General features: G+C 63.7%; 13 protein-coding genes and 4 pseudogenes. 10 read left to right on the top strand and 7 right to left on the bottom strand.

The window, feature by feature from the left end; genetic code table 11:
- On the bottom strand, nucleotides 1-757 hold a 757-nt coding region (locus G3436_RS13915), incomplete at its 3' end, for an MBL fold metallo-hydrolase (protein WP_163945873.1).
- A 105-nt stretch (nucleotides 758-862) separates the two neighbouring features.
- On the opposite strand from G3436_RS13915, the pseudogene G3436_RS13910 reads away from it, so the two are divergent.
- Nucleotides 863-1770 (top strand): annotated as a pseudogene (locus G3436_RS13910) (LysR family transcriptional regulator).
- 52 nt (nucleotides 1771-1822) lie between these two features.
- Nucleotides 1823-1996 (top strand): hypothetical protein, encoded by a 174-nt coding sequence (locus tag G3436_RS27025; protein WP_178116458.1) that lies wholly within the window; start codon nucleotides 1823-1825, stop codon nucleotides 1994-1996.
- Here G3436_RS27025 and G3436_RS13905 read toward each other — a convergent pair.
- Nucleotides 1989-2867 (bottom strand): helix-turn-helix domain-containing protein, encoded by an 879-nt coding sequence (locus G3436_RS13905; protein ID WP_163945871.1) that lies wholly within the window; start codon nucleotides 2865-2867, stop codon nucleotides 1989-1991. The genes G3436_RS27025 and G3436_RS13905 overlap by 8 nt on opposite strands.
- 138 nt (nucleotides 2868-3005) lie before the next feature.
- Between G3436_RS13905 and pobA the strand changes: the two genes are divergently transcribed.
- Together pobA and G3436_RS13895 are read left to right on the top strand one after the other, a co-directional pair.
- Nucleotides 3006-4196, top strand: a complete 1191-nt coding sequence (gene pobA / locus G3436_RS13900; RefSeq protein WP_163945865.1) for a 4-hydroxybenzoate 3-monooxygenase — start codon at nucleotides 3006-3008, stop codon at nucleotides 4194-4196.
- A gap of 52 nt (nucleotides 4197-4248) precedes the next feature.
- Nucleotides 4249-5705: pseudogene (locus G3436_RS13895) on the top strand (MDR family MFS transporter).
- A gap of 49 nt (nucleotides 5706-5754) precedes the next feature.
- Here the strand turns inward: G3436_RS13895 and G3436_RS13890 are convergent.
- From G3436_RS13890 to G3436_RS13880, 3 genes and pseudogenes are all read right to left on the bottom strand, one after another.
- Entirely contained in the window at nucleotides 5755-6162 is a 408-nt protein-coding gene (locus G3436_RS13890; protein WP_163945863.1) for a hypothetical protein, read from the bottom strand.
- Nucleotides 6163-6325: 163 nt separating this feature from the next.
- Complete coding sequence (locus tag G3436_RS13885; protein WP_163945860.1) at nucleotides 6326-7210, bottom strand: DMT family transporter; 885 nt, start codon at nucleotides 7208-7210, stop codon at nucleotides 6326-6328.
- Between the two features lie 160 nt (nucleotides 7211-7370).
- A pseudogene (locus G3436_RS13880) lies at nucleotides 7371-8002 on the bottom strand (TetR family transcriptional regulator).
- Between the two features lie 259 nt (nucleotides 8003-8261).
- Between G3436_RS13880 and G3436_RS13875 the strand changes: the two are divergent.
- The 4 genes from G3436_RS13875 (at nucleotide 8262) to G3436_RS13860 (ending at nucleotide 15471) form a co-directional block, all read left to right on the top strand.
- On the top strand, nucleotides 8262-9413 hold the full coding sequence (locus G3436_RS13875) for an efflux RND transporter periplasmic adaptor subunit (protein WP_163945857.1): 1152 nt from the start codon (nucleotides 8262-8264) through the stop codon (nucleotides 9411-9413).
- 3 nt (nucleotides 9414-9416) lie between these two features.
- Nucleotides 9417-12569, top strand: coding sequence for a multidrug efflux RND transporter permease subunit TtgB (ttgB, locus tag G3436_RS13870; protein WP_163945854.1), 3153 nt, complete (start codon nucleotides 9417-9419; stop codon nucleotides 12567-12569).
- Nucleotides 12566-14020 (top strand): AdeC/AdeK/OprM family multidrug efflux complex outer membrane factor, encoded by a 1455-nt coding sequence (gene adeC / locus G3436_RS13865; RefSeq protein ID WP_163945851.1) that lies wholly within the window; start codon nucleotides 12566-12568, stop codon nucleotides 14018-14020. Before ttgB ends, adeC begins: the two co-directional genes overlap by 4 nt.
- A gap of 197 nt (nucleotides 14021-14217) precedes the next feature.
- Nucleotides 14218-15471 (top strand): OprD family porin, encoded by a 1254-nt coding sequence (locus G3436_RS13860; protein WP_163945848.1) that lies wholly within the window; start codon nucleotides 14218-14220, stop codon nucleotides 15469-15471.
- Between the two features lie 122 nt (nucleotides 15472-15593).
- Here the strand turns inward: G3436_RS13860 and G3436_RS13855 are convergent, their stop codons facing one another.
- Entirely contained in the window at nucleotides 15594-16499 is a 906-nt protein-coding gene (locus G3436_RS13855) for a TauD/TfdA dioxygenase family protein (protein WP_163945845.1), read from the bottom strand.
- A gap of 181 nt (nucleotides 16500-16680) precedes the next feature.
- Between G3436_RS13855 and G3436_RS13850 the strand changes: the two genes are divergently transcribed.
- A complete protein-coding gene (locus G3436_RS13850) occupies nucleotides 16681-17607 on the top strand; it encodes a LysR family transcriptional regulator (RefSeq protein WP_163945843.1) in 927 nt (308 codons plus the stop codon).
- On the opposite strand, the gene G3436_RS13845 is transcribed toward G3436_RS13850, so the two are convergent.
- The gene (locus G3436_RS13845; protein WP_163945841.1) at nucleotides 17564-18610 is read right to left on the bottom strand and encodes an ABC transporter substrate-binding protein; all 1047 of its coding nucleotides are present in this window, start codon (nucleotides 18608-18610) and stop codon (nucleotides 17564-17566) included. The two genes, G3436_RS13850 and G3436_RS13845, sit on opposite strands and share 44 nt — an antisense overlap.
- Before the next feature lie 264 nt (nucleotides 18611-18874).
- Between G3436_RS13845 and G3436_RS13840 the strand changes: the two are divergent.
- Nucleotides 18875-20012, top strand: a pseudogene (locus G3436_RS13840) (ABC transporter permease); the annotation flags it as partial.

The following is a 20012-nucleotide window of genomic DNA, read 5'->3' as shown; positions in this document are numbered from 1 at the left end:
TATCGAAGGCGCGGATGTAGTCGGCGGTAAACCGCACAGCGTCCAGCGAACCCTTGCTCTGCCCTAGGTAATGCCCCGGCACCACAGTGCGCGGCGCCAGTTGCTCGATACGCGCCAGGGTGGCCAACCAGTCCTGGTGCGACTGCGCCGACTGGGTATCGGCCATCCACACGTGCAGGTTCTCGGCCACCACCACGCCGCCGACCACCGCCTTGATCGACGGGATCCAGACGAAACTGCGGTCCGGTTGCGGCCCGTCCAGGCCGATCACCTCCAGCGCCTGCCCTTCCAGGGTGAGCCGGTTGCCTTTGAGCACCTCAGGCACAATCACCTGTTCAGGCTTGTCGTCGCCCATCTTGGGACCCCAGTAGGCCAGCTTGGCGGCCATGGTCTGCTGGATGTGCGCCACGGTGGCCGCCGAGGCCAGCACCTTGGCCTGAGGGTAGGCACGGGTCAGGGTCTGCAAGCCGAAGTAGTAGTCCGGGTCGCCATGGCTGATGTAGATGGCGGTGAGCTGCTTGCCGCTGGCGCGCAGTTTTTCCAGCACCTGCTCGGCCTGCCCTTTGCCGAACTGCGCATCCACCAGGATCGCCTCGCGCTGGCCGCTGACGATCACCGAACTCACCGGGAACAGCGCGGCTTCGCCAGGGTTGTAGACGTCCAGCGTCAACGCTGACTCGGCGGCTACCGCCTGGGTAATTGCGCCGAAGGCGGCACACGCCAGCACGAAGCGGCGCACAGAGAAAAGTCGGGACATCAGTGGGTACCTGTCTGGGTGATCGATGGGCCTTAGCTTAGTTGCACGATCCATCACAAAAAATGCGATGCTTGAACATAGTTTGTTTCTGAAATCGGGCAAGTCATGGACCGTATCACTGCAATGAAGGTGTTCGTCAGCGTGGTCGACCTGGGTAGCCAGTCGGCCGCCGCCGATCACCTGGACCTCTCGCGCCCGGTGGTGTCGCGCTACCTGGCAGCCTTGGAAGACTGGGTTGGCGCGCGCCTGATGCAACGCACCACACGCAAGTTGAGCCTGACCGCGGCAGGCCTTGAAACCCTGCCACGCTGCCGGCAGATGCTGGAGCTGGTGGGCGACCTGCAGTCGGCAGTGCGCGCCCCCGATGACGCGCCGCGCGGAGAACTGCGCATCAGCGTCAGCACCTCGTTCGGCCATGCCCAACTGGTTGAAGCGGTGGCCGACTACGTCAAGCGCTACCCACTGGTGAAGATCGACCTGCAGATGCTGGACCGCACCGTCAACCTGGTCGACGAGCGCATCGACCTGGCGATACGCGTGAGCAACGACCTGGACCCCAACCTCATTGCACGCCGTCTGAGCGTATGCCGCTCGGTGATCTGCGCCTCGCCGGCCTACCTGCGTGCCCATCCCGTGCCGCAGCAGGTGCAGGAGCTGAGCCGGCACAACTGCCTGACCCACTCCTACTTCGGCCACAGCCTGTGGCATTTCGAAGTGGCGGGTGAACAGGTCTCTGTGCCGGTACAGGGCAACATCAGCGCCAACGAGGCGCTCACACTGGAACGCGCGACCCTGGCCGGTGTCGGCATTGCGATGTTGCCGACTTACCTGGTGGCCGATGCCCTGCGCAGCGCGCCCTGGTACGTCTGCTGCCCGAAGCCAGGCCGCGCGAGCTGAACCTGAACGCGGTGTACACCTCACGCAAGCACATGCCGGCGACCCTGCGCAGCATGCTCGACTTTCTGGCAGCGCGCTTTACCGATGCACCGCAGTGGGATCGCGACCTGCCCTGAACTGACCTATGCTTTGAAAGCACCTGTGTGCGGATTGCAGGAGGTTTGTGCCATGACCCTCACATCCAGAAAATGCGCCGCCGTGTTCGCCATCGCCACCGTGCTCGGGTTGTACGGTACGGCGGCCTACCGGGTTGAACTGCTGCGTCAGCAGCCCCACGCCGCGAGCAGTTGCAGCCTCGCCCATTGCCTGCCGCATAGCGGCACGCTCAGCGCGGTCAGGTAGCGGCGCCAGGCTCGCGGCGGCGAAAGTCACGCGGCGAGACGCCGGTCAGGCGGCGGAAGAACCGTGAAAAATACGCTGGGTCGGCAAAGCCCAGGCTGTCCGACAACTGCTGGATGGTGAGGCGGGTGTAGACCAGTTCCCGCTTGGCCTCCAGCAATAGCCGCTGATGCAGGATCTGGAGGGCCGATTGTCCGGCCAGCCCACGGCACAGGGTGTTGAGCGTGGCCAACGAAACCCCGACCTGATGCGCCAGCTGCTCGACGCTCGGCTGCTGGCGAAACTGACGTTCCACCAGCACGTTGAACCGCTGCAACTGCTCGCGGCCTCGTTCGGGCACCTGCGAACCCACGCTGCGACGCAGTTGCTGACGGCTGATCCACACCACCACCAGGTTGATCAGTGCATGCAGTTGCAGCTCACGCCCTAGCAAGTCCTGCTGGTACTCGGCCTGCAACCGGCTGAACAGGCCGTTGAGGTAGTGCGCGTCTTCCCCGGCGAGGTAGGTTGCGCCCTGCTGCAACGCTGCCGGCACCGCCGCCAACTGACGCTGCAGCAGCTCTACCAGCGGTGCAGCCAGCGTCACCACATAGCCGTCGACGTCTTCGCAAAAGCGAAAGCCGTGCACACACAGCGCTGGCACCACCTGCACGGCCGACTGCTCCAGGCGACGCACGTGCCCCTCCAGCTCAATCTCGGCCTGGCCCTTGTACAAGAACAGCAGCTGACACAGGTCGGCATGCCTATGCGGCTCGATTTCCCAATGGTGCAGGCGGCTGCGGGCCGGAATCGATTCGCTGTGCAGCAGGTCGGGCGTCGGCCAGCCCAGCGGCTCGCCATACAACGTGAACACCGGAATCGACACCTTGCTCATTACACGTTTGCTCCCAGGCAATGCTCGATAATCGCCCTGATTAGCGAAAAGTACCGCTTTGCAGTTGATTTGTCCCTTCTGATACGCCACTGACAGGCGAAAAATGCAGGCACTCCAATCATAAAAAGTCCAAGAACAATGCACACTCAAGTCGCAATCATCGGCGCCGGCCCGTCCGGCCTGCTGCTCGGCCAACTGCTGCACAACGCCGGCATATCCAACGTCATCCTCGAACGTCAACACCCCGACTACATACTGGGGCGCATTCGCGCCGGCGTACTCGAACAGGGCATGGTCAACCTGTTGCGCGAGGCTGGCGTCGGCCAGCGCATGGACGCCGAGGGCCTGCCCCACGATGGCTTCGAACTGGCCTTCGACGGGCGCCGCGAGCACATCGACCTAAAGCGCCTGACCGGGGGCCAGGGCGTGATGATCTACGGCCAGACCGAAGTGACCCGCGACCTGATGGCCGCACGCCAGGCCTGCGGCGCACTGACGGTGTACCAGGCCGACAACGTGCGCCCGCACGACCTGAAGACCGACCAGCCCTACCTGACCTACGAGAAGGATGGCCAGCAGCATCGCCTGGAGTGCGACTACATTGCAGGCTGCGACGGTTATCACGGGGTGGCGCGCCAGTCGATTCCCGACGAAGCGCTGCAGGTGTTCGAGCGCGTCTATCCGTTCGGCTGGCTGGGCATCCTGGCTGATACGCCGCCGGTCAGCGACGAGCTGGTGTACGCACGCCACGAACGCGGGTTCGCCTTGTGCAGCATGCGCTCGCCCACCCGCACCCGTTACTACGTGCAGGTCGACGCCGGGGAAAAGGTCGAGGACTGGTCCGACCAGCGTTTCTGGGACGAACTCAAGTCGCGCCTGCCCGACGAGCTTGCCGAACGCCTGGTGACGGGTCCGTCGATCGAAAAGAGCATCGCCCCGCTGCGCAGTTTCGTGGTGGAGCCGATGCAATACGGGCGCCTGTTCCTGCTCGGCGATGCCGCGCACATCGTGCCGCCCACTGGCGCCAAGGGCTTGAACCTGGCCGCCAGCGACGTCAGCACGCTGTACAACATCCTGCGCAAGGTATACGCCGAGGGCCGCACCGATCTGCTCGAAAAGTACTCGCAGATCTGCCTGCGACGCATCTGGAAAGCCGAGCGCTTTTCGTGGTGGATGACCTCGATGCTGCACCGCTTCCCTGACAGCGACCCGTTCAGCCAGCGCATCCAGCACACCGAACTGGACTACTTCACAAGCTCCGAGGCGGGACGCAAGACCCTGGCGGAAAACTACGTCGGCCTGCCGTACGAGCCCATCGAAGACGCTTAGCTAGCTATCGAGTACACTGGGCAGCACCCGTCTGACTGCCCAGAGCCGCCCCGTGACGCAACTGAACACTCCGCAACCTGCCCTGCGCAGCGTACTGGTCGCCCTTATGCTGGCGATCTTTCTCGGCGCGCTGGACCAGACCATCGTCGCGGTCTCGATGCCGGCGATCTCCGCCCAATTCAATGATGTGACGCTGCTGGCCTGGGTGATTTCCGGCTACATGGTGGCCATGACCGTGGCGGTGCCGATCTACGGCAAGCTCGGCGACCTGTACGGCCGTCGGCGCATGATCCTGACCGGCACCGGGCTGTTCACCCTGGCCTCGCTGTTCTGCGCACTGGCGCAGAACATGGAGCAACTGGTGCTGGCGCGGGTGCTGCAGGGCATCGGCGCCGGGGGCATGGTGTCGGTCAGCCAGGCGATCATCGGCGACTTCGTGCCGCCCCGCGAGCGTGGCCGCTACCAGGGCTATTTCAGCAGCATGTACGCACTGGCCAGCGTTGCCGGCCCGGTGTTGGGCGGGTTGCTCACCGAGTACCTGTCATGGCGCTGGGTGTTCTGGCTGAACCTGCCGCTGGGGCTGACCGCCTGGTGGGTCACCGAACGCACCCTGCGCGGGCTGGCCACGCCGCAGCGCAAGGCGCAGGTCGACTACCCCGGCGCGCTGCTGCTGATTCTGGGCCTCACTGCACTGCTACTGGGCATCACCCTGATCGGCCAGGGCCAGCCGCTCAGTTCGGTTCCGGTGGCTGGGCTACTGCTGGCCGCCCTGCTGGGGCTGGGTGTGTTCGTGCTGCAGGAGCGCCGAGCGCCAGAGCCATTGCTGCCTTTGCAACTGTTCGGCAACCGGGTGGCGGTGCTGTGCTGGTGCACGATCTTCTTCACCAGTTTCCAGGCCATCTCGCTGACCATGCTGATGCCGCTGCGCTTTCAGAGCATCACCGGGGCCGCGCCGACAGCGCTGCCCTGCACCTGCTGCCCCTGGCCATGGGCCTGCCGGTCGGCGCCTATTGCGGTGGCCGCCTGACCAGCCTGACCGGGCGCTACAAGCCGCAGATTCTGGGCGGCGCGCTATTGATGCCGGTGGCGATCGTAGGCATGGCCTTGAGCCCGATCGACGGTGTGCTGCTCAGTGGCGTGTTCATGCTGCTGACCGGCATCGCCTCGGGCCTGCAGTTCCCCACCTCGCTGGTGGCCACCCAGAGCGCCGTCGAACCACGCGATATTGGCGTGGCCACCAGCACCACCAACCTATTCCGTTCGCTGGGGGGCGCAATGGGCGTGGCCTGCATGTCGGCGCTGCTACTCAGCCTGCTGCATGACAGCGGCTTCAGCCTGGCCGGGGAGGCGTTGATCGGCAGCCTCAAGGACGGCGAGGCAAACATGGCGGTGCAAGTACAACTGTTGGAGACATTCCGCAATCTGCTGCTGGGAAGCGCCGCCGTATCCCTGCTGGGATTGTCGGCAGCGCTGGCATTGCCTAATCGAGAGCTGCGCGGCCGCCAGTAAGCCTCGCCATCACTTGAATGACGACGAAGCGGGTTGGGTCACGGCTTGGTCACGCGCTGACTTCGCTATCCCCGTCGGAGCCATCCTTGAGAATACGCCCCAGATACAACCGCACTGTCGGTGAATAACCGATGTTGGTGCTGCCGCGATTGACCGCAATGAAAAAATCCCAATCCGCAGTGGTGCTGCGGATCTGCTCCAGCCGTGATCCCGATACGTCAATGGTGAGATCGGTGGATGAGACGGTTTTCTCTCCAATCTCGAAGCGTGTCCTGTTTGCGTTACGGGCGTAAACCACAGCCATGATCTTGTCGCCCTGGACAATGTGCGCAGAACCCTGCACGCGGACTTTGGTACCGCTTCGGTAACCGGGCAGGTACCCATTCGAATCGCGCCCATCCACCGCGGGCACTGGAAAATTGACATCCCCGCTGATTCCGACTTCTTGATCACTCATGACGTTTTCCTCTTGAGTTGAGCTCAGGGCGCATCGTTGCGTCTGAAGAGGATTTTTATGCAGAGTGACGTAGCGCGACTACTGGTAGAAATAGTAGTCACGCACAGTAGCCGACCAGCGGTTCAGGGCGGGTACATACAACACCGATGACTTAACCGATGACTTAGTTGCGTCGCTGCGCCCAGGCCGCCGCCAGGCCGCTCAGGCAGATCACGGCAATACCGACCACGCCATACACGTCCGGGGTGTGGTTGAAGATCAGGTAGCCAAACAGTCCGGCGAACAGAATCTGCCCGTAGCTGAACGGCGCCAGCATGGCCGGCGCGGCATGTCGGAAGGCCTGGGTCAGCAGCATGTGCCCGAGCATGCCGCAGGTACCCAGGCCGATCATGAACACTGCATGCCCAAGGCTCGGCACAGTCCAGAAGAACGGTACCAGCGCGGTCATGATCAGGCTGTTGAAGATGCCGGTGAGGAAGTTGCTGGTGGTCGGGCTGTCGATGCCGCTGAGCTTGCGCGTAAGCAACTGATAGCAGCCAAAGCAGAACGCCGAGCACAGCGGCAGCAGGATCGCGGGGGTGAACAGCGCACCGCCAGGGCGAACTACGATCAAGACCCCGACGAACCCGGCGAGCACCGCCAGCCACTGGCTGCGGCTTACCCGTTCGCCCAGCAGCGGCACCGACAGGGCAGTGACCAGCAGCGGTGCGAGGAAGTTGACGGCGGTGGCTTCGGCCAGGGGGATATAGCGCAAGCCCGTGGTGAAGAACAGGCTGGTGCCGATCAGGCATAACGCCCTTGCCAATTGCAGCCCGGGCCGGCGCGTGCGCACCACCGCCGAGAACCCGGCGCGCGGCACGAACACCACCAGCATCAGCAAGGTGTGCACCACATAGCGCGCCCACACCACCATCACGATGGCGTAGAAACCGGAGAGGTATTTGGCCAAGGCATCGTGGCTGGCAAACAACAGCACCGCCATGCACATCAGGGCAATCGCCTTGAGCGGCTGCTCGGCACCTTTGAGGGTCGGGTTCTGCGCACTCATGCCTGGGCTCGATAAAAGGAGGGGTCAACCGGCAGACTAGCCGGCTCGGGGCCGCGTTCCAAGCAGTACCGGGATTTTTTTCACCCGGGGCGAAGCTGGACACAAACCAAGAAGCGTCCTACACCATCAGTGGCGGTTCTTCACAAATGCTCACAAACCTTTAATTGCGCAGTGCAGGGCTCAAGCGCAGCATGTCCAGCCCGATATCCACCCATCGTTCAGCATCCCCGGCGATATCGAAGCTGTCCGGTAGCAACAGCCAACTGCCAATAATGCCGTCAATGTAGGCAAACGCCGCGATGGCTGCCCGTTGTGGGTCCAGGTCCGACGGCAATTGCCCACGCCTGACTGCATTGGTCAATGTCCGCGCAATACGCTCATGGCAGTCAAGGGTAGTGGCCTGACGCTGCTGGCGGATCTCACACATGTCATCGGTGAACTCACACTTATGATGCAGGATCTCATTGATGCGCCGGGTTCGCGGTTCGCGCGCAGCTGCTGCATCAGCTGGATCAACAGCTTGCGCATGCACCCGAGCGGGTCCAGCTCGTCCTCGCTCTCGCCGGCCTGCGCCAACGCCTCGATCGGCTCGCGCAGGCTGTCGAGCAGGGCCTGCACCAGTTCGCCCTTGTCCTTGAAGTGCCAGTAGATCGCGCCGCGGGTCACACCGGCCAGCTTGGCAATGTCTGCCAGCGTGGTACGCGCCACGCCGCGGGCATGGAAGGCTTTTTCGGCCGCCTCGAGAATCTGGTTACGGGTTTCCTGAGCTTCCTCTTTGGTACGACGGACCATGGCAGTACAACCTCATCAAGGGCCGGACGCACACGGCAGGCGTCCGGGTTCTGAGCCGGCATGGCCACGTGCGGGCCCTCGCCGAGTGTCTTAGTCAAGCCTCTGGCGCGCCCGCTGGCGCCAACCAAAGGTGTTTACAAACAAGCATGAATGTAAGTATATTCCTTAGCATCCTACTTATCCACTTGTAAGTAATTTTCCCTTAATCGCGTTTCAATTACTCTTGAGCGTCTTCAGCTCTTTCGACCCGAGGATCTTCATGCAATTCAAGCCAGCTGTTACCGCTCTGGTTTCCGCCGTCGCCCTGGCAACACTGCTCAGCGGCTGTAAAAAGGAAGAGGCGGCGCCCGCGGCGCAAGCTCCTCAGGTCGGCGTCGTGACCCTGCAACCCCAAGCCTTCACCCTGACCTCCGACCTGCCGGGGCGCACTATCGCCTACCGTGTGGCCGAGGTTCGCCCACAGGTCAACGGCATCATTCTCAAGCGTCTGTTCAAGGAAGGCAGCGAAGTCAAGGAAGGCCAGCAGCTGTATCAGATCGACTCGTCGGTGTACGAGGCGACGCTGGCCAGCGCCCAGGCCAACCTGCAATCGACCCGCTCGCTGTCCGAGCGCTACAAGCAACTGGTGGCCGAGCAAGCCGTGAGCCGCCAGGAATACGACGACGCCCAGGCCAAGCGCCTGCAGGCCGAAGCCACCCTGCGCAGCGCCCAGATCGACCTGCGCTACACCAAGGTACTGGCGCCGCTGAGCGGCCGCATCGGCCGTTCTGCGTACACCGAAGGCGCGCTGGTCAGCAACGGCCAGACCAACGCCATGGCGGTGATCCAGCAGCTTGACCCGATCTACGTCGACGTTACCCAATCCTCGGCCGAGTTGCTCAAGCTGCGCCGCGAGCTTGAAAGCGGGCAACTGCAGAAAGCCGGCGCCAATGCCGCCAAGGTCACCCTGAACCTTGAAGATGGCAGTACCTACACCCACGAAGGGCGCCTGGAGTTTTCCGAAGTCTCGGTCGACCAGACCACCGGTTCGGTGACCCTGCGCGCCGTGTTCCCCAACCCCGACCACAACCTGCTCCCGGGCATGTTCGTGCATGCGCGCCTGGCCGCTGGCGTCAACGCTGCGGCGATCCTCGCGCCGCAACAAGGCGTGACCCGCGACCTCAAGGGCGAGCCGACTGCATTGGTGGTGAACAAGGACAACAAGGTCGAACTGCGCCAGCTCAAGGCCAGCCGTACCGTGGGCAGCGACTGGCTGATCGAGGAAGGCTTGAACCCGGGCGACCGCCTGATCACCGAAGGCCTGCAGTACGTCAAGCCAGGTGTCGAGGTGAAGGTCAGCGAAGCGACCAACGTCAAGCCTGCCCAGCCGTCCCAGGCCAATGCAGCGAATGCAGGGGCCAAAGGGGAATAAACCATGTCCAGATTCTTTATCGATCGCCCGATCTTTGCCTGGGTAATTGCCCTGGTGATCATGCTGGTCGGTGCCTTGTCGATCCTCAAGTTGCCGATCAACCAGTACCCGAGCATCGCCCCGCCGGCCATCGCCATCGCCGTGACCTACCCGGGCGCCTCGGCGCAGACCGTGCAGGACACCGTGGTCCAGGTGATCGAGCAGCAGCTCAACGGTATCGACAACCTGCGCTATGTGCAGTCCGAGAGCAACTCGGACGGCAGCATGACCATTACCGCCACCTTCGAGCAGGGCACCAACCCTGATACCGCGCAGGTCCAGGTACAGAACAAGCTGAACCTGGCCACCCCGTTGCTGCCGCAAGAAGTGCAGCAGCAGGGTATCCGCGTGACCAAGGCAGTGAAGAACTTCCTGCTGGTGATCGGCCTGGTGTCCGAAGACGGCAGCATGACCAAGGACGACCTGGCCAACTACATCGTCTCCAACATGCAGGACCCGATCTCGCGTACAGCGGGTGTGGGTGACTTCCAGGTATTCGGTGCCCAGTACGCCATGCGTATCTGGCTCGACCCGGCCAAGCTGAACAAATTCCAGCTGACCCCGGTAGACGTCAAGACCGCCGTGGCTGCACAGAACGTGCAGGTATCGTCCGGCCAACTGGGCGGCCTGCCTGCCCTGCCGGGCACCCAGCTCAACGCCACCATCATCGGCAAGACCCGCCTGCAGACCGCCGAGCAGTTCGAAAAGATCCTGCTCAAGGTCAACCGTGACGGCTCCCAGGTACGCCTGGGCGATGTCGCCGAGGTGGGCCTGGGCGGTGAAAACTACAGCGTCAGCGCGCAGTTCAACGGCAAGCCGGCCTCCGGCCTGGCGGTAAAACTGGCCACCGGTGCCAACGCCCTGGATACCGCCAAGGCGTTGCGCAAGACCATTGCCGACCTGGAACCGTTCTTCCCGCCGGGCATGAAGGCGGTGTTCCCGTACGACACCACGCCAGTGGTCACCGAATCGATCAGCGGGGTGATCCACACCCTGATCGAAGCGATCGTGCTGGTGTTCCTGGTGATGTACCTGTTCCTGCAGAACTTCCGCGCCACCGTGATCACCACCATGACCGTACCGGTGGTGTTGCTCGGTACCTTCGGCATCCTTGCCGCCGCGGGGTTCAGCATCAACACCCTGACCATGTTCGCCATGGTCCTGGCCATCGGCTTGCTGGTGGACGACGCCATCGTAGTGGTAGAGAACGTCGAGCGGGTGATGTCCGAAGAGGGGCTCTCACCCAAGGAAGCGACCAAGAAGTCCATGGGCCAGATCCAGGGTGCGCTGGTCGGTATCGCCCTGGTGCTGTCGGCGGTACTGCTGCCGATGGCGTTCTTCGGCGGCTCCACGGGGGTGATCTACCGGCAGTTCTCGATCACCATCGTGTCGGCCATGGGCCTGTCGGTGCTGGTCGCGCTGATCTTCACCCCGGCGCTGTGCGCCACCATGCTCAAGCCGGTCAAGAAAGGCGAGCATCACGTTGCCAAGCGTGGCTTCTTCGGCTGGTTCAACCGCAACTTCGACCGTAGCGTGCAAAGCTACGAGCGTGGCGTGGGCAACATCCTGCGCCACAAGACTCCGTACTTCCTGGCCTACATCCTGATCGTGGTCGGCATGGTCTGGCTGTTCATGCGCATCCCGACCGCATTCCTGCCCGAGGAAGACCAGGGCGTACTGTTCGCCCAGGTGCAGACCCCGGCCGGTTCCAGCGCCGAGCGCACCCAGGCGGTGGTGGACGAAATGCGCGCCTACCTGCTGGACAAGGAAGCCGATACCGTCGCCTCCGTGTTCACCGTCAACGGCTTCAACTTCGCCGGTCGTGGCCAGAGTTCGGGCATGGCCTTCATCATGCTCAAGCCATGGGGCGAACGCTCTGCCGAAAACAGCGTGTTCAACCTGGCGACCCGCGCCCAGCAGCACTTCTTCAGCTTCCGCGATGCGATGGTGTTCGCCTTTGCCCCGCCTGCGGTACTGGAGCTGGGTAACGCCACCGGCTTCGACGTGTTCCTGCAGGACCGCGCCGGCGTCGGCCATGAAAAACTGATGGAAGCGCGCAACCAGTTCCTCGGCATGGCCGCGCAAAGCAAGATCCTTACCCAGGTGCGTCCTAACGGCCTGAATGATGAACCGCAGTACCAGTTGACCATCGACGACGAACGCGCCAGCGCCCTGGGCGTGACCATTGCCGACATCAACAACACCCTGTCGATTGCGCTGGGTGCCAGCTATGTGAACGACTTCATCGACCGCGGCAGGGTCAAGAAGGTCTACCTGCAGGGCGAAGCCAGTGCCCGCATGAGCCCTGAAGACCTGCAGAAGTGGTACGTGCGCAACGCTGCCGGCGAGATGGTGCCGTTCTCCTCCTTCGCCACCGGCGAATGGAGCTACGGCGCACCCAAGCTGTCGCGTTACAACGGCGTCGAGGCGATGGAAGTACTCGGTGCGCCAGCCCCTGGCTACAGTACCGGTGAAGCCATGGCCGAGGTCGAGCGCCTGGCCGCACAACTGCCGGCCGGTGTGGGCTTTGCCTGGACCGGCATGTCGTACGAAGAGAAGCTGTCGGGCTCGCAGATGCCGGCACTGTTCGCGCTGTCGCTGCTGATGGTGTTCCTGTGCCTGGCGGCGCTGTACGAAAGCTGGTCGATCCCGATCGCGGTGGTGCTGGTGGTGCCGCTGGGGATCATCGGTGCGCTGATGGCGGCCAGCATGCGCGGGCTGTCCAACGACGTGTACTTCCTGGTGGGGCTGCTGACCACCATCGGCCTGGCGGCGAAGAACGCGATCCTGATCGTCGAATTCGCCAAGGAACTGCACGAGCAGGGCCGCAGCCTAGTGGATGCGTCGATCGAGGCGTGCCGCATGCGTCTGCGCCCGATCATCATGACCTCGCTGGCGTTCATCCTCGGCGTGGTACCGTTGACCATCGCCACCGGCGCAGGCTCCGGCAGCCAGCATGCCATCGGCACCGGGGTGATCGGCGGCATGATCACCGCCACCGTGCTGGCGATCTTCTGGGTACCGTTGTTCTTCGTAAGCGTATCGTCGCTGTTCGGGAGCAAGAAGCCCGAAGCAGACGCCACACCTGAAACCCCACGCTATGAGGCCGGGCAATGAGTAAGTCCCTGTTGTCCCTGGCAGTCACCGCCTTCATTCTCGGTGGCTGCTCGCTGATCCCTGATTACCAGACCCCTGAGTCGCCGGTGGCGGCCCAGTGGCCGCAAGGGCCTGCCTACTCGCCGACCGAGTCGGCCGATGTAGCCGCAGCCGAACAGGGCTGGCGCCAGTTCTTCCACGACCCGGCGCTGCAGCAGCTGATCCAGACCTCGCTGGTCAACAACCGCGACCTGCGGGTCGCGGCGCTGAACATCGATGCCTACCGGGCGCAGTACCGCATCCAGCGGGCGGACCTGTTCCCGGCGGTCTCGGCTACCGGCAGCGGCAGCCGCCAGCGGGTGCCGGCGAGCGTCTCGCAAACCGGCGAGTCGGCCATCACCAGCCAGTACTCGGCGACCCTGGGCGTGAGTGCCTACGAACTCGACCTGTTCGGTCGCGTGCGCAGCCTCACCGAGCAGACCCTGGAAACCTACCTGTCCAGCGAGCAGGCGCGGCGTTCCACGCAGATCAGCCTGGTGGCCAGCGTGGCCAATGCCTACTTCACCTGGCAGGCCGACAAAGAGCTGCTCACGCTCACCGAAGAAACACTCAAGACCTACGAGCAGAGCTACGCGCTGACCCGTCGCAGCAGCGAAGTGGGCGTGGCCTCGGCACTGGACCTGAGCCAGGCACGCACCTCGGTCGAGGGCGCACGCGTCAAGCTGGCGCAGTACCAGCGCCTGGTGGCGCAGGACCTGAACAGCCTGGCCGTGCTGGTCGGCGCCGGCGTGCCGGCGAACCTGCCGCAAGCCATGAAGCTCGACAGCGACCTGCTGGCCGAAGTGCCGGCCGGCTTGCCGTCGGACATCCTGCAACGTCGCCCCGACATCCAGGAAGCCGAGCACCTGCTCAAGGCCGCCAACGCCAACATTGGCGCGGCGCGCGCGGCGTTTTTCCCGAGCATCAGCCTGACGGCCAATGCCGGCACCTTGAGCCCGGACATGGGCGGCCTGTTCAAGGGCGGTTCGGGCACCTGGCTGTTCCAGCCGCAGATCAACCTGCCGATCTTCAATGCCGGCAGCCTGCGTGCGAGCCTGGACTACTCCAAGATCCAGAAAGACATCAACGTCGCCAAGTACGAGAAGACCATCCAGACCGCCTTCCAGGAAGTCTCCGATGGGCTGGCGGCGCGTCAGACCTTCAACGAGCAGTTGCAGGCCCAGCGTGACCTGGTCGAAGCCAACCAGGACTACTACCGACTGGCCGAGCGTCGCTACCGCATCGGTATCGACAGCAACCTGACCTTCCTCGATGCACAGCGCAACCTGTTCAGTGCCCAGCAGGCGCTGATCACCGACCGGCTGTCGCAACTGGTCAGCGAGGTCAACCTGTACAAGGCCCTCGGCGGCGGCTGGTATGAGCGTACCGGTGAGGCACAGCAGCAGGCGTCAATCGGCTCGCCCGCGCGCTGATTCGCTGCCGTAACCTGAAAGCCCACCCCTCGCGGTGGGCTTTTTTGTGCCTGCAGTTGACCTTGCAGCGCAAAGTAACCAAACAGTTAGTGTTCGGTTATCGCCCAGTACCGCCTGTAACGAATTGATTCGACGTCCCCCGCCGCAGCACCATCCATCGTCCGTCGACTCTCATAAAAACAAGAGACACACCTACGATGACTGCACTTAAATCCGCACGACACCTGTTCCCCGGCCTGCTCGCCATGAGCTGCGTCCTGCCCGTCCTGGCTGCTGAAGGCGGCTTTGTCGAAGATGCCAAGCTCGGCCTGAACCTGCGCAATTTCTACATCAACCGCAATTTCGTCGACCCCAACAATGCACAGGCCAAAGGCGAGGAATGGACCCAGAGCTTCATCCTGGATGCCAAATCCGGCTTTACCCAGGGCACGCTCGGCTTCGGCGTCGATGTGCTGGGCCTGTACTCGGTCAAGCTCGACGGCGGCAAGGGTACTGCCGGCACCCACCTGCTGCCGGTGCATGACGATAGCCGCCCGGCCGACGATTTCGGCCGCCTGGGCGTGGCGCTCAAGGCCAAGCTGTCCAAGACCGAACTGAAGGTGGGCGAGTGGATGCCGGTGCTGCCGATCCTGCGTTCGGACGACGGCCGCTCGCTGCCGCAGACCTTCCGTGGCGGGCAACTGACCTCCCAGGAAATCGACGGCCTGACCCTGTATGCCGGCCAGTTCCGCGGCAACAGCCCGCGCAACGACGCGAGCATGGAAGACATGTTCATGAACGGCCGCGCGGGTATCACCTCCGACCGCTTCAACTTTGCCGGTGGCGAGTACAGCTTCAATGAAAAGCGCACCCTGGTCGGTGTGTGGAATGCCCAGCTCAAGGACATCTACAACCAGCAATACCTGAACGTGGTGCACAGCCAGCCGCTGGGCGACTGGACCCTGGGCGCCAACCTGGGCTACTTCATCGGCAAGGAAGACGGTGCCGAGCGCGCCGGCAAGCTGGACAACCGTACCGCCTCGGCGCTGTTCTCGGCACGCTATGGCAGCAACACCTTCTACGTCGGCTTGCAGAAAGTCAGTGGCGACGACCAGTGGATGCGGGTCAACGGCACCAGCGGCGGTACCCTGGCCAACGACAGCTACAACGCCAGCTTCGACTACGCCAAGGAGCGCTCCTGGCAGTTGCGTCACGACTTCAACTTCGCCGGTGTCGGCGTGCCGGGGCTGACCTTGATGAACCGGTACATCAAGGGTGACAACGTGCACACGGCGGTGGTCAACGATGGCAAGGAATGGGCGCGCGAATCTGAGCTGGCCTACGTGATCCAGTCCGGCAGCCTGAAGAACCTGTCGCTGAAATGGCGCAACTCGACCATGCGTCGGGACTTCAGCACCAATGAGTTCGACGAGAACCGCCTGATCGTCAGCTACCCGATCAGCTTCCTCTGAACATCGGTGTGTAACCCTTCGCTGGCAAGCCAGCTCCCACAGGTCACAGGTGATCTCAGGATCGGCGCTGAACCTGTGGGAGCTGGCTTGCCAGCGAAGAGGCCTGCCCAGGCGCTACAGAATCATTGCCCCTTGAGGGTCCGGCTACGCTGCCCCTGCACCCCCACCGGCACATCCCCCTGCAGCGTCACCCGGCGCACCACCCGGGCCTGCGAGCCGTAGTCATCCACCGCGTAGTGCTGCGTTGCACGGTTGTCCCAGATCGCCACATCACCCGCTTGCCAGCGCCAGCGCACGGTGTTCTCCAGGCGCGTCACATGGCTTTGCAGCAAGTTGAACAGATGCTCTGAATCAGCCTTGGAATAGCCCTTCAGGCGCTTCACGAAATGCCCCAGCAACAGGTGCTTCTCACCGCTTACCGGGTGCACGCGCACCACTGGATGCTCGGTTTCATACACCGTCGAGGTGAACACCTTGCGGTAGCTCTCCAACTGCTCGACGCTCACGTCCGGCTTCACTGCGGCGTAGTCGTACTCGTTGCTGTGCACCGCCCACAGCTGCTCGGCCAGTGCCTGCAAGGCCGGTGACAGGTCAGTGTAGGCCGTGGCGGTATTGGCCCACACCGTGTCACCGCCCGAGGCCGGCGCCACCACCGAACGCAGGATCGAGGCCTTGGGATACGCCTCGACGAACGTCACGTCGGTGTGCCACGAATTGGCCCGGCGCCCTTGCCCACCGTCCAGTTCCATCAGGTAACGCGTACCGTCACGCACCGGCACCGTCGGGTGCGCGATCGGCTCGCCGAGCAGGTGGGCGAAAGCTTCCTGGGTCTGGTCGTCCAGGTGCGCCTGGGCGCGGAAGAAGATCACCTTGTATTGCACCAGCGCGGCCTGGATGGCCTCGACCACCGCCGGCGCCAGGTCGGCCCCCAGCGTGACCCCACGGATTTCGGCACCGATACGCCCGGCCACCGGCTGAATGTCCAGGACGTGACTGACAGGTGCAACGGCGAGTGCGGCATTGCTCATGGTTGGTTCCTCATCGATTGCTTCACGGAAAGTGCCGATGAAACTCTGGCGCTATCTATATGCAAATAAGCTCTAAAAGATATGCAAGTGCTTCATTGACGGAATAAGAGCTTGCATTTAAAACCCCAGTCTCCGTGGCGGCAAATACCTTCGCCCTATTTTTGGAATGCCGGAAAAGCATATGGATCTTCGCCAGCTGCGTTACTTCATCGCCCTTACCGAACACCGCAGTTTCGTGCGTGCGGCCGATGCCATGGGCATCACCCAGCCGGCGTTCAGCCGCAGCATCCAGGGCCTGGAGCAGGAGTTCGGTTGCGTGCTGGTGGACCGTGGCCACAAGGAACTGCGCCCTACGCCCGAGGGCCAGGTGGTGCTGCAACATGCACTGCGCCTGGTACAGGGCGCCGCGCAACTGAGCAGTGAAGTGCTGCAGATGACCAAACTCGATGCCGGCGAACTGCGCTTCGGCAGCGGTCCGGTGCCGGCGGTGAACCTGGTGCCGCAGGCCGTGGCGCAGTTCATCAATGCCCACCCCAAGGTGCACACGCGCTTCGAGGTGGCCAACTGGGAACGTCTCAGCCGCGCCCTGAGCCGCGAAGAGATCGAGTTCTTCGTCGCCGACATTCGTCACTTCGAGGCCGACCCGAACTTCCAGACCCTGGCCCTGACCCCGCGCCGCGGTCTGTTCTTCTGCCGGCCGGGGCACCCGCTGCTGGCCAAGGACAGCCTGTCGACCAACGACATGTTCGACTACCCACTGGCCACCTCACTGATCCCGCCCGGCGTGCGCAAGCTGCTGGCCAACCTCAGTGGCAAGACCGACTTCACGCCCCAGGTCCAGACCGAGCACCTGCCCACCCTGGTCAAGGTGGTGCTCAGCACCGACGCCATCGGCATCGGCACCGAAGAGGCACATGGCGAAGCGATTGCGCGGGGTGAACTGGCGCGCCTGCACTGGCGCAACCTGCCGGCCAACCTCGACAGTTTCAGCGCGCGCTGCGGCATCGTCAGCCGTAGCGGCTATCGCCTGTCGCCGGCCGCGCGGGCAATGATCGAAACCCTGGTCAGCCTTGACCGCCAGCCTGCGCCACAGGCGCTGCTCGGGTAGCTTGCGGCGCCAGCCACTGGTCGACCTTGAACGGCTTGCGGATCAGGCGCTGCTGCGCGGCCAGGTCGACCGAGGCCTGTAGCTTGGCGAGGAAGTCCGGGTCGAGGCTGGACGGAAAGATCGCGCTCAGGTGCTCGTCCTTGAGGTCGCGCTGCAGGATTGCCGGCGGGTAACTGGCCAGGCCTGACACGAGCTGGATATAGGCGTCCTTGTTGCTGTCGTCGGTCAGCCATTGCACCGCCGGCTGCTGCGCGGCGAGGAACTTCTCGACCACCACCGGGTGTGCATCGACAAACGCACCCGAGGCCACCAGCACCGCCTGCACATTGCCCGCCCCGCCCAGGTCACGGGTACTGAGCGGCAACTCGGCCAGGCCACGCGCCTGCAACGCGCTGATGCCGGTAGAGCCCCAGGTGGCGTCGATCTGTCGGGCCGCCAGGGCGGCAATCGCCGCGCTGAAATCCAGGTTGATCACTTTCAGGTCTTTCTCGCTCAGGCCCTGGCTGGCCAGCGCGGCGTCGAACGAGAGCTGCGTGGCGGTGCCGCGGAACACCGCCACGCGCTTGCCCTTGAGGTCTTGCAGGGTCTTGATGCCGCTGCCCGGCACCACGCCCAGGTAGTGTTTGATGCCACGCCCGGTGGCGGCCAGCAGGCGCGTGTCGACGCCGTTGGCCTTGCCGATGATCGCCGCCAGGTCACCCAGGTAGGCGAAGTCGACCTGGCCGTTGGCGAAAGCTTCGTTGATCACCGGGCCCGCGCCCTTGAAGTAGTTCCACTGGATGCTGATGCCGTCGGCCGCGAAGGCCTTCTCCAGCAGTTGCTGGCTGCGCAACACATCGGTGATGCCGCCCCCGGACTGCTGCGTGCCAGCGCTCAGGTCGGGCACCGCGATACGGATCTGCTTGAGCTCGGCGGCCTGGGCCAAAGGGGGCAGCCAGCCGATCACGGCGGCCAGTGCGGGGGTGGCAAACAGGCTGAAAACACGGTTGATCGACAGGTTCATGGCACGCGACTCCTTGTAATGGTGTGGCCACGCTACCCAGATCCTCGCGCGAATATTAAATAATATTAAATTACATTTTAATAACTTAAACACATATAAACCCGCTAGCCCGCAGCCCGGCGACCTATGCATGGCACACAACAAAAATATGCTTCGAATGCATTGGCTGCGTAGGCGAACAACGGCTTTAAATGCAGTTCTTATCGCTCAATCGCATGTATTTCTTTTTATATATATCAATAAGAAATATACAAATAGCGAGGTCTGCATGACACGCACCGCCCTTTCCACCCCGCACCCGCCGCTCACTGGCCACGTCTGCGCAGCCTGCCCTGGCACCGTTTGCAGGCCGGGTACCTGCCCCTGCTGCTGGCCGCCCTGTGGTGGCTGGCAAGCCGCAACCAGTGGATGAGCGAGCAGATCCTACCGCCCCCTTCACTGGTCTGGGACAGTGCCGTGGAACTCGGCCGCGGCGAACTCTGGGGGGCACCTGGCAATCAGCCTGCAACGCTTGCTGCTGGGGCTGGTCGCCGGTGTCGCGGCCGGTGCCGTGCTGGGCGCCTGGCTGGGCTTCAGCCAGCGCGCCGAACGCCTGGTGCTGCCGACATTCAATGCCCTGGCGCAAATTCCCACGCTGGCCTGGATCCCGCTGTTCATGGTGCTGTTCGGGATTGGCGAAGTGCTCAAGCTGGTGGTGCTGGTCAAAGCGATCATCGTGCCGGTCACGCTGCATACGCTGGTGGGGGTTCGCGATGCTCAGCCGCGCCTGCGCGAAGCCGCAGCCGTGCTGCGCCTGCCCACCCACCTGCTGATTCGCCGGCTGATCCTGCCGGCGGCGCTGCCGGCATTTCTGGCCGGTGTGCGCCTGGCCCTGGCCGCCGGCTGGACCTCACTGCTGGCGGTCGAGCTGCTGGCCTCCAGCGAAGGGCTGGGCTACCTGATGGTGTGGGCGCGGCAACTGTTCATGCTCGACATCGTGTTCGTGTGCATCGCCGTGATCGGCGTGCTGGGGCTGCTGATGGACCGCACCCTGAGCTGGCTCGACCGGCGCCTGCTGCACTGGCCGCACCCGGCCACCGCGCAACTGCGGGTACGCCCATTGCGGGGCGGGCAGCGCCTGCAGGCGCTGGGCCTGCCGCTGGCCTTGCTGGTGCTGTGGCAACTGGCGAGCCTGTACGGCTGGGTCGACGCCAACATTCTGGTCGCACCGTTGCAGGTGCTGCACACCACCTGCAACGGCGTACTCGACGGCTCACTGAGCGGCGCACTGGCCGTCAGTGTGGGCCGTGCGCTCGGCGGGCTGCTGCTGGGCGGTACGCTGGGCTCGTGCTGGGCCTGCTGCTGGGCCTGTCGGCACACGCCGAACGCCTGCTGGGGCCGAGCCTGTCGGGGCTGCGGCAGA

The sequence above is a fragment of the Pseudomonas brassicae genome (genome assembly GCF_010671725.1).
GTDB classification, from domain to species: Bacteria; Pseudomonadota; Gammaproteobacteria; order Pseudomonadales; family Pseudomonadaceae; genus Aquipseudomonas; species Aquipseudomonas brassicae.
The sequence above is the reverse complement of the archived record's forward strand: the minus strand, read 5'-3'. Positions and strand labels throughout refer to the sequence as shown.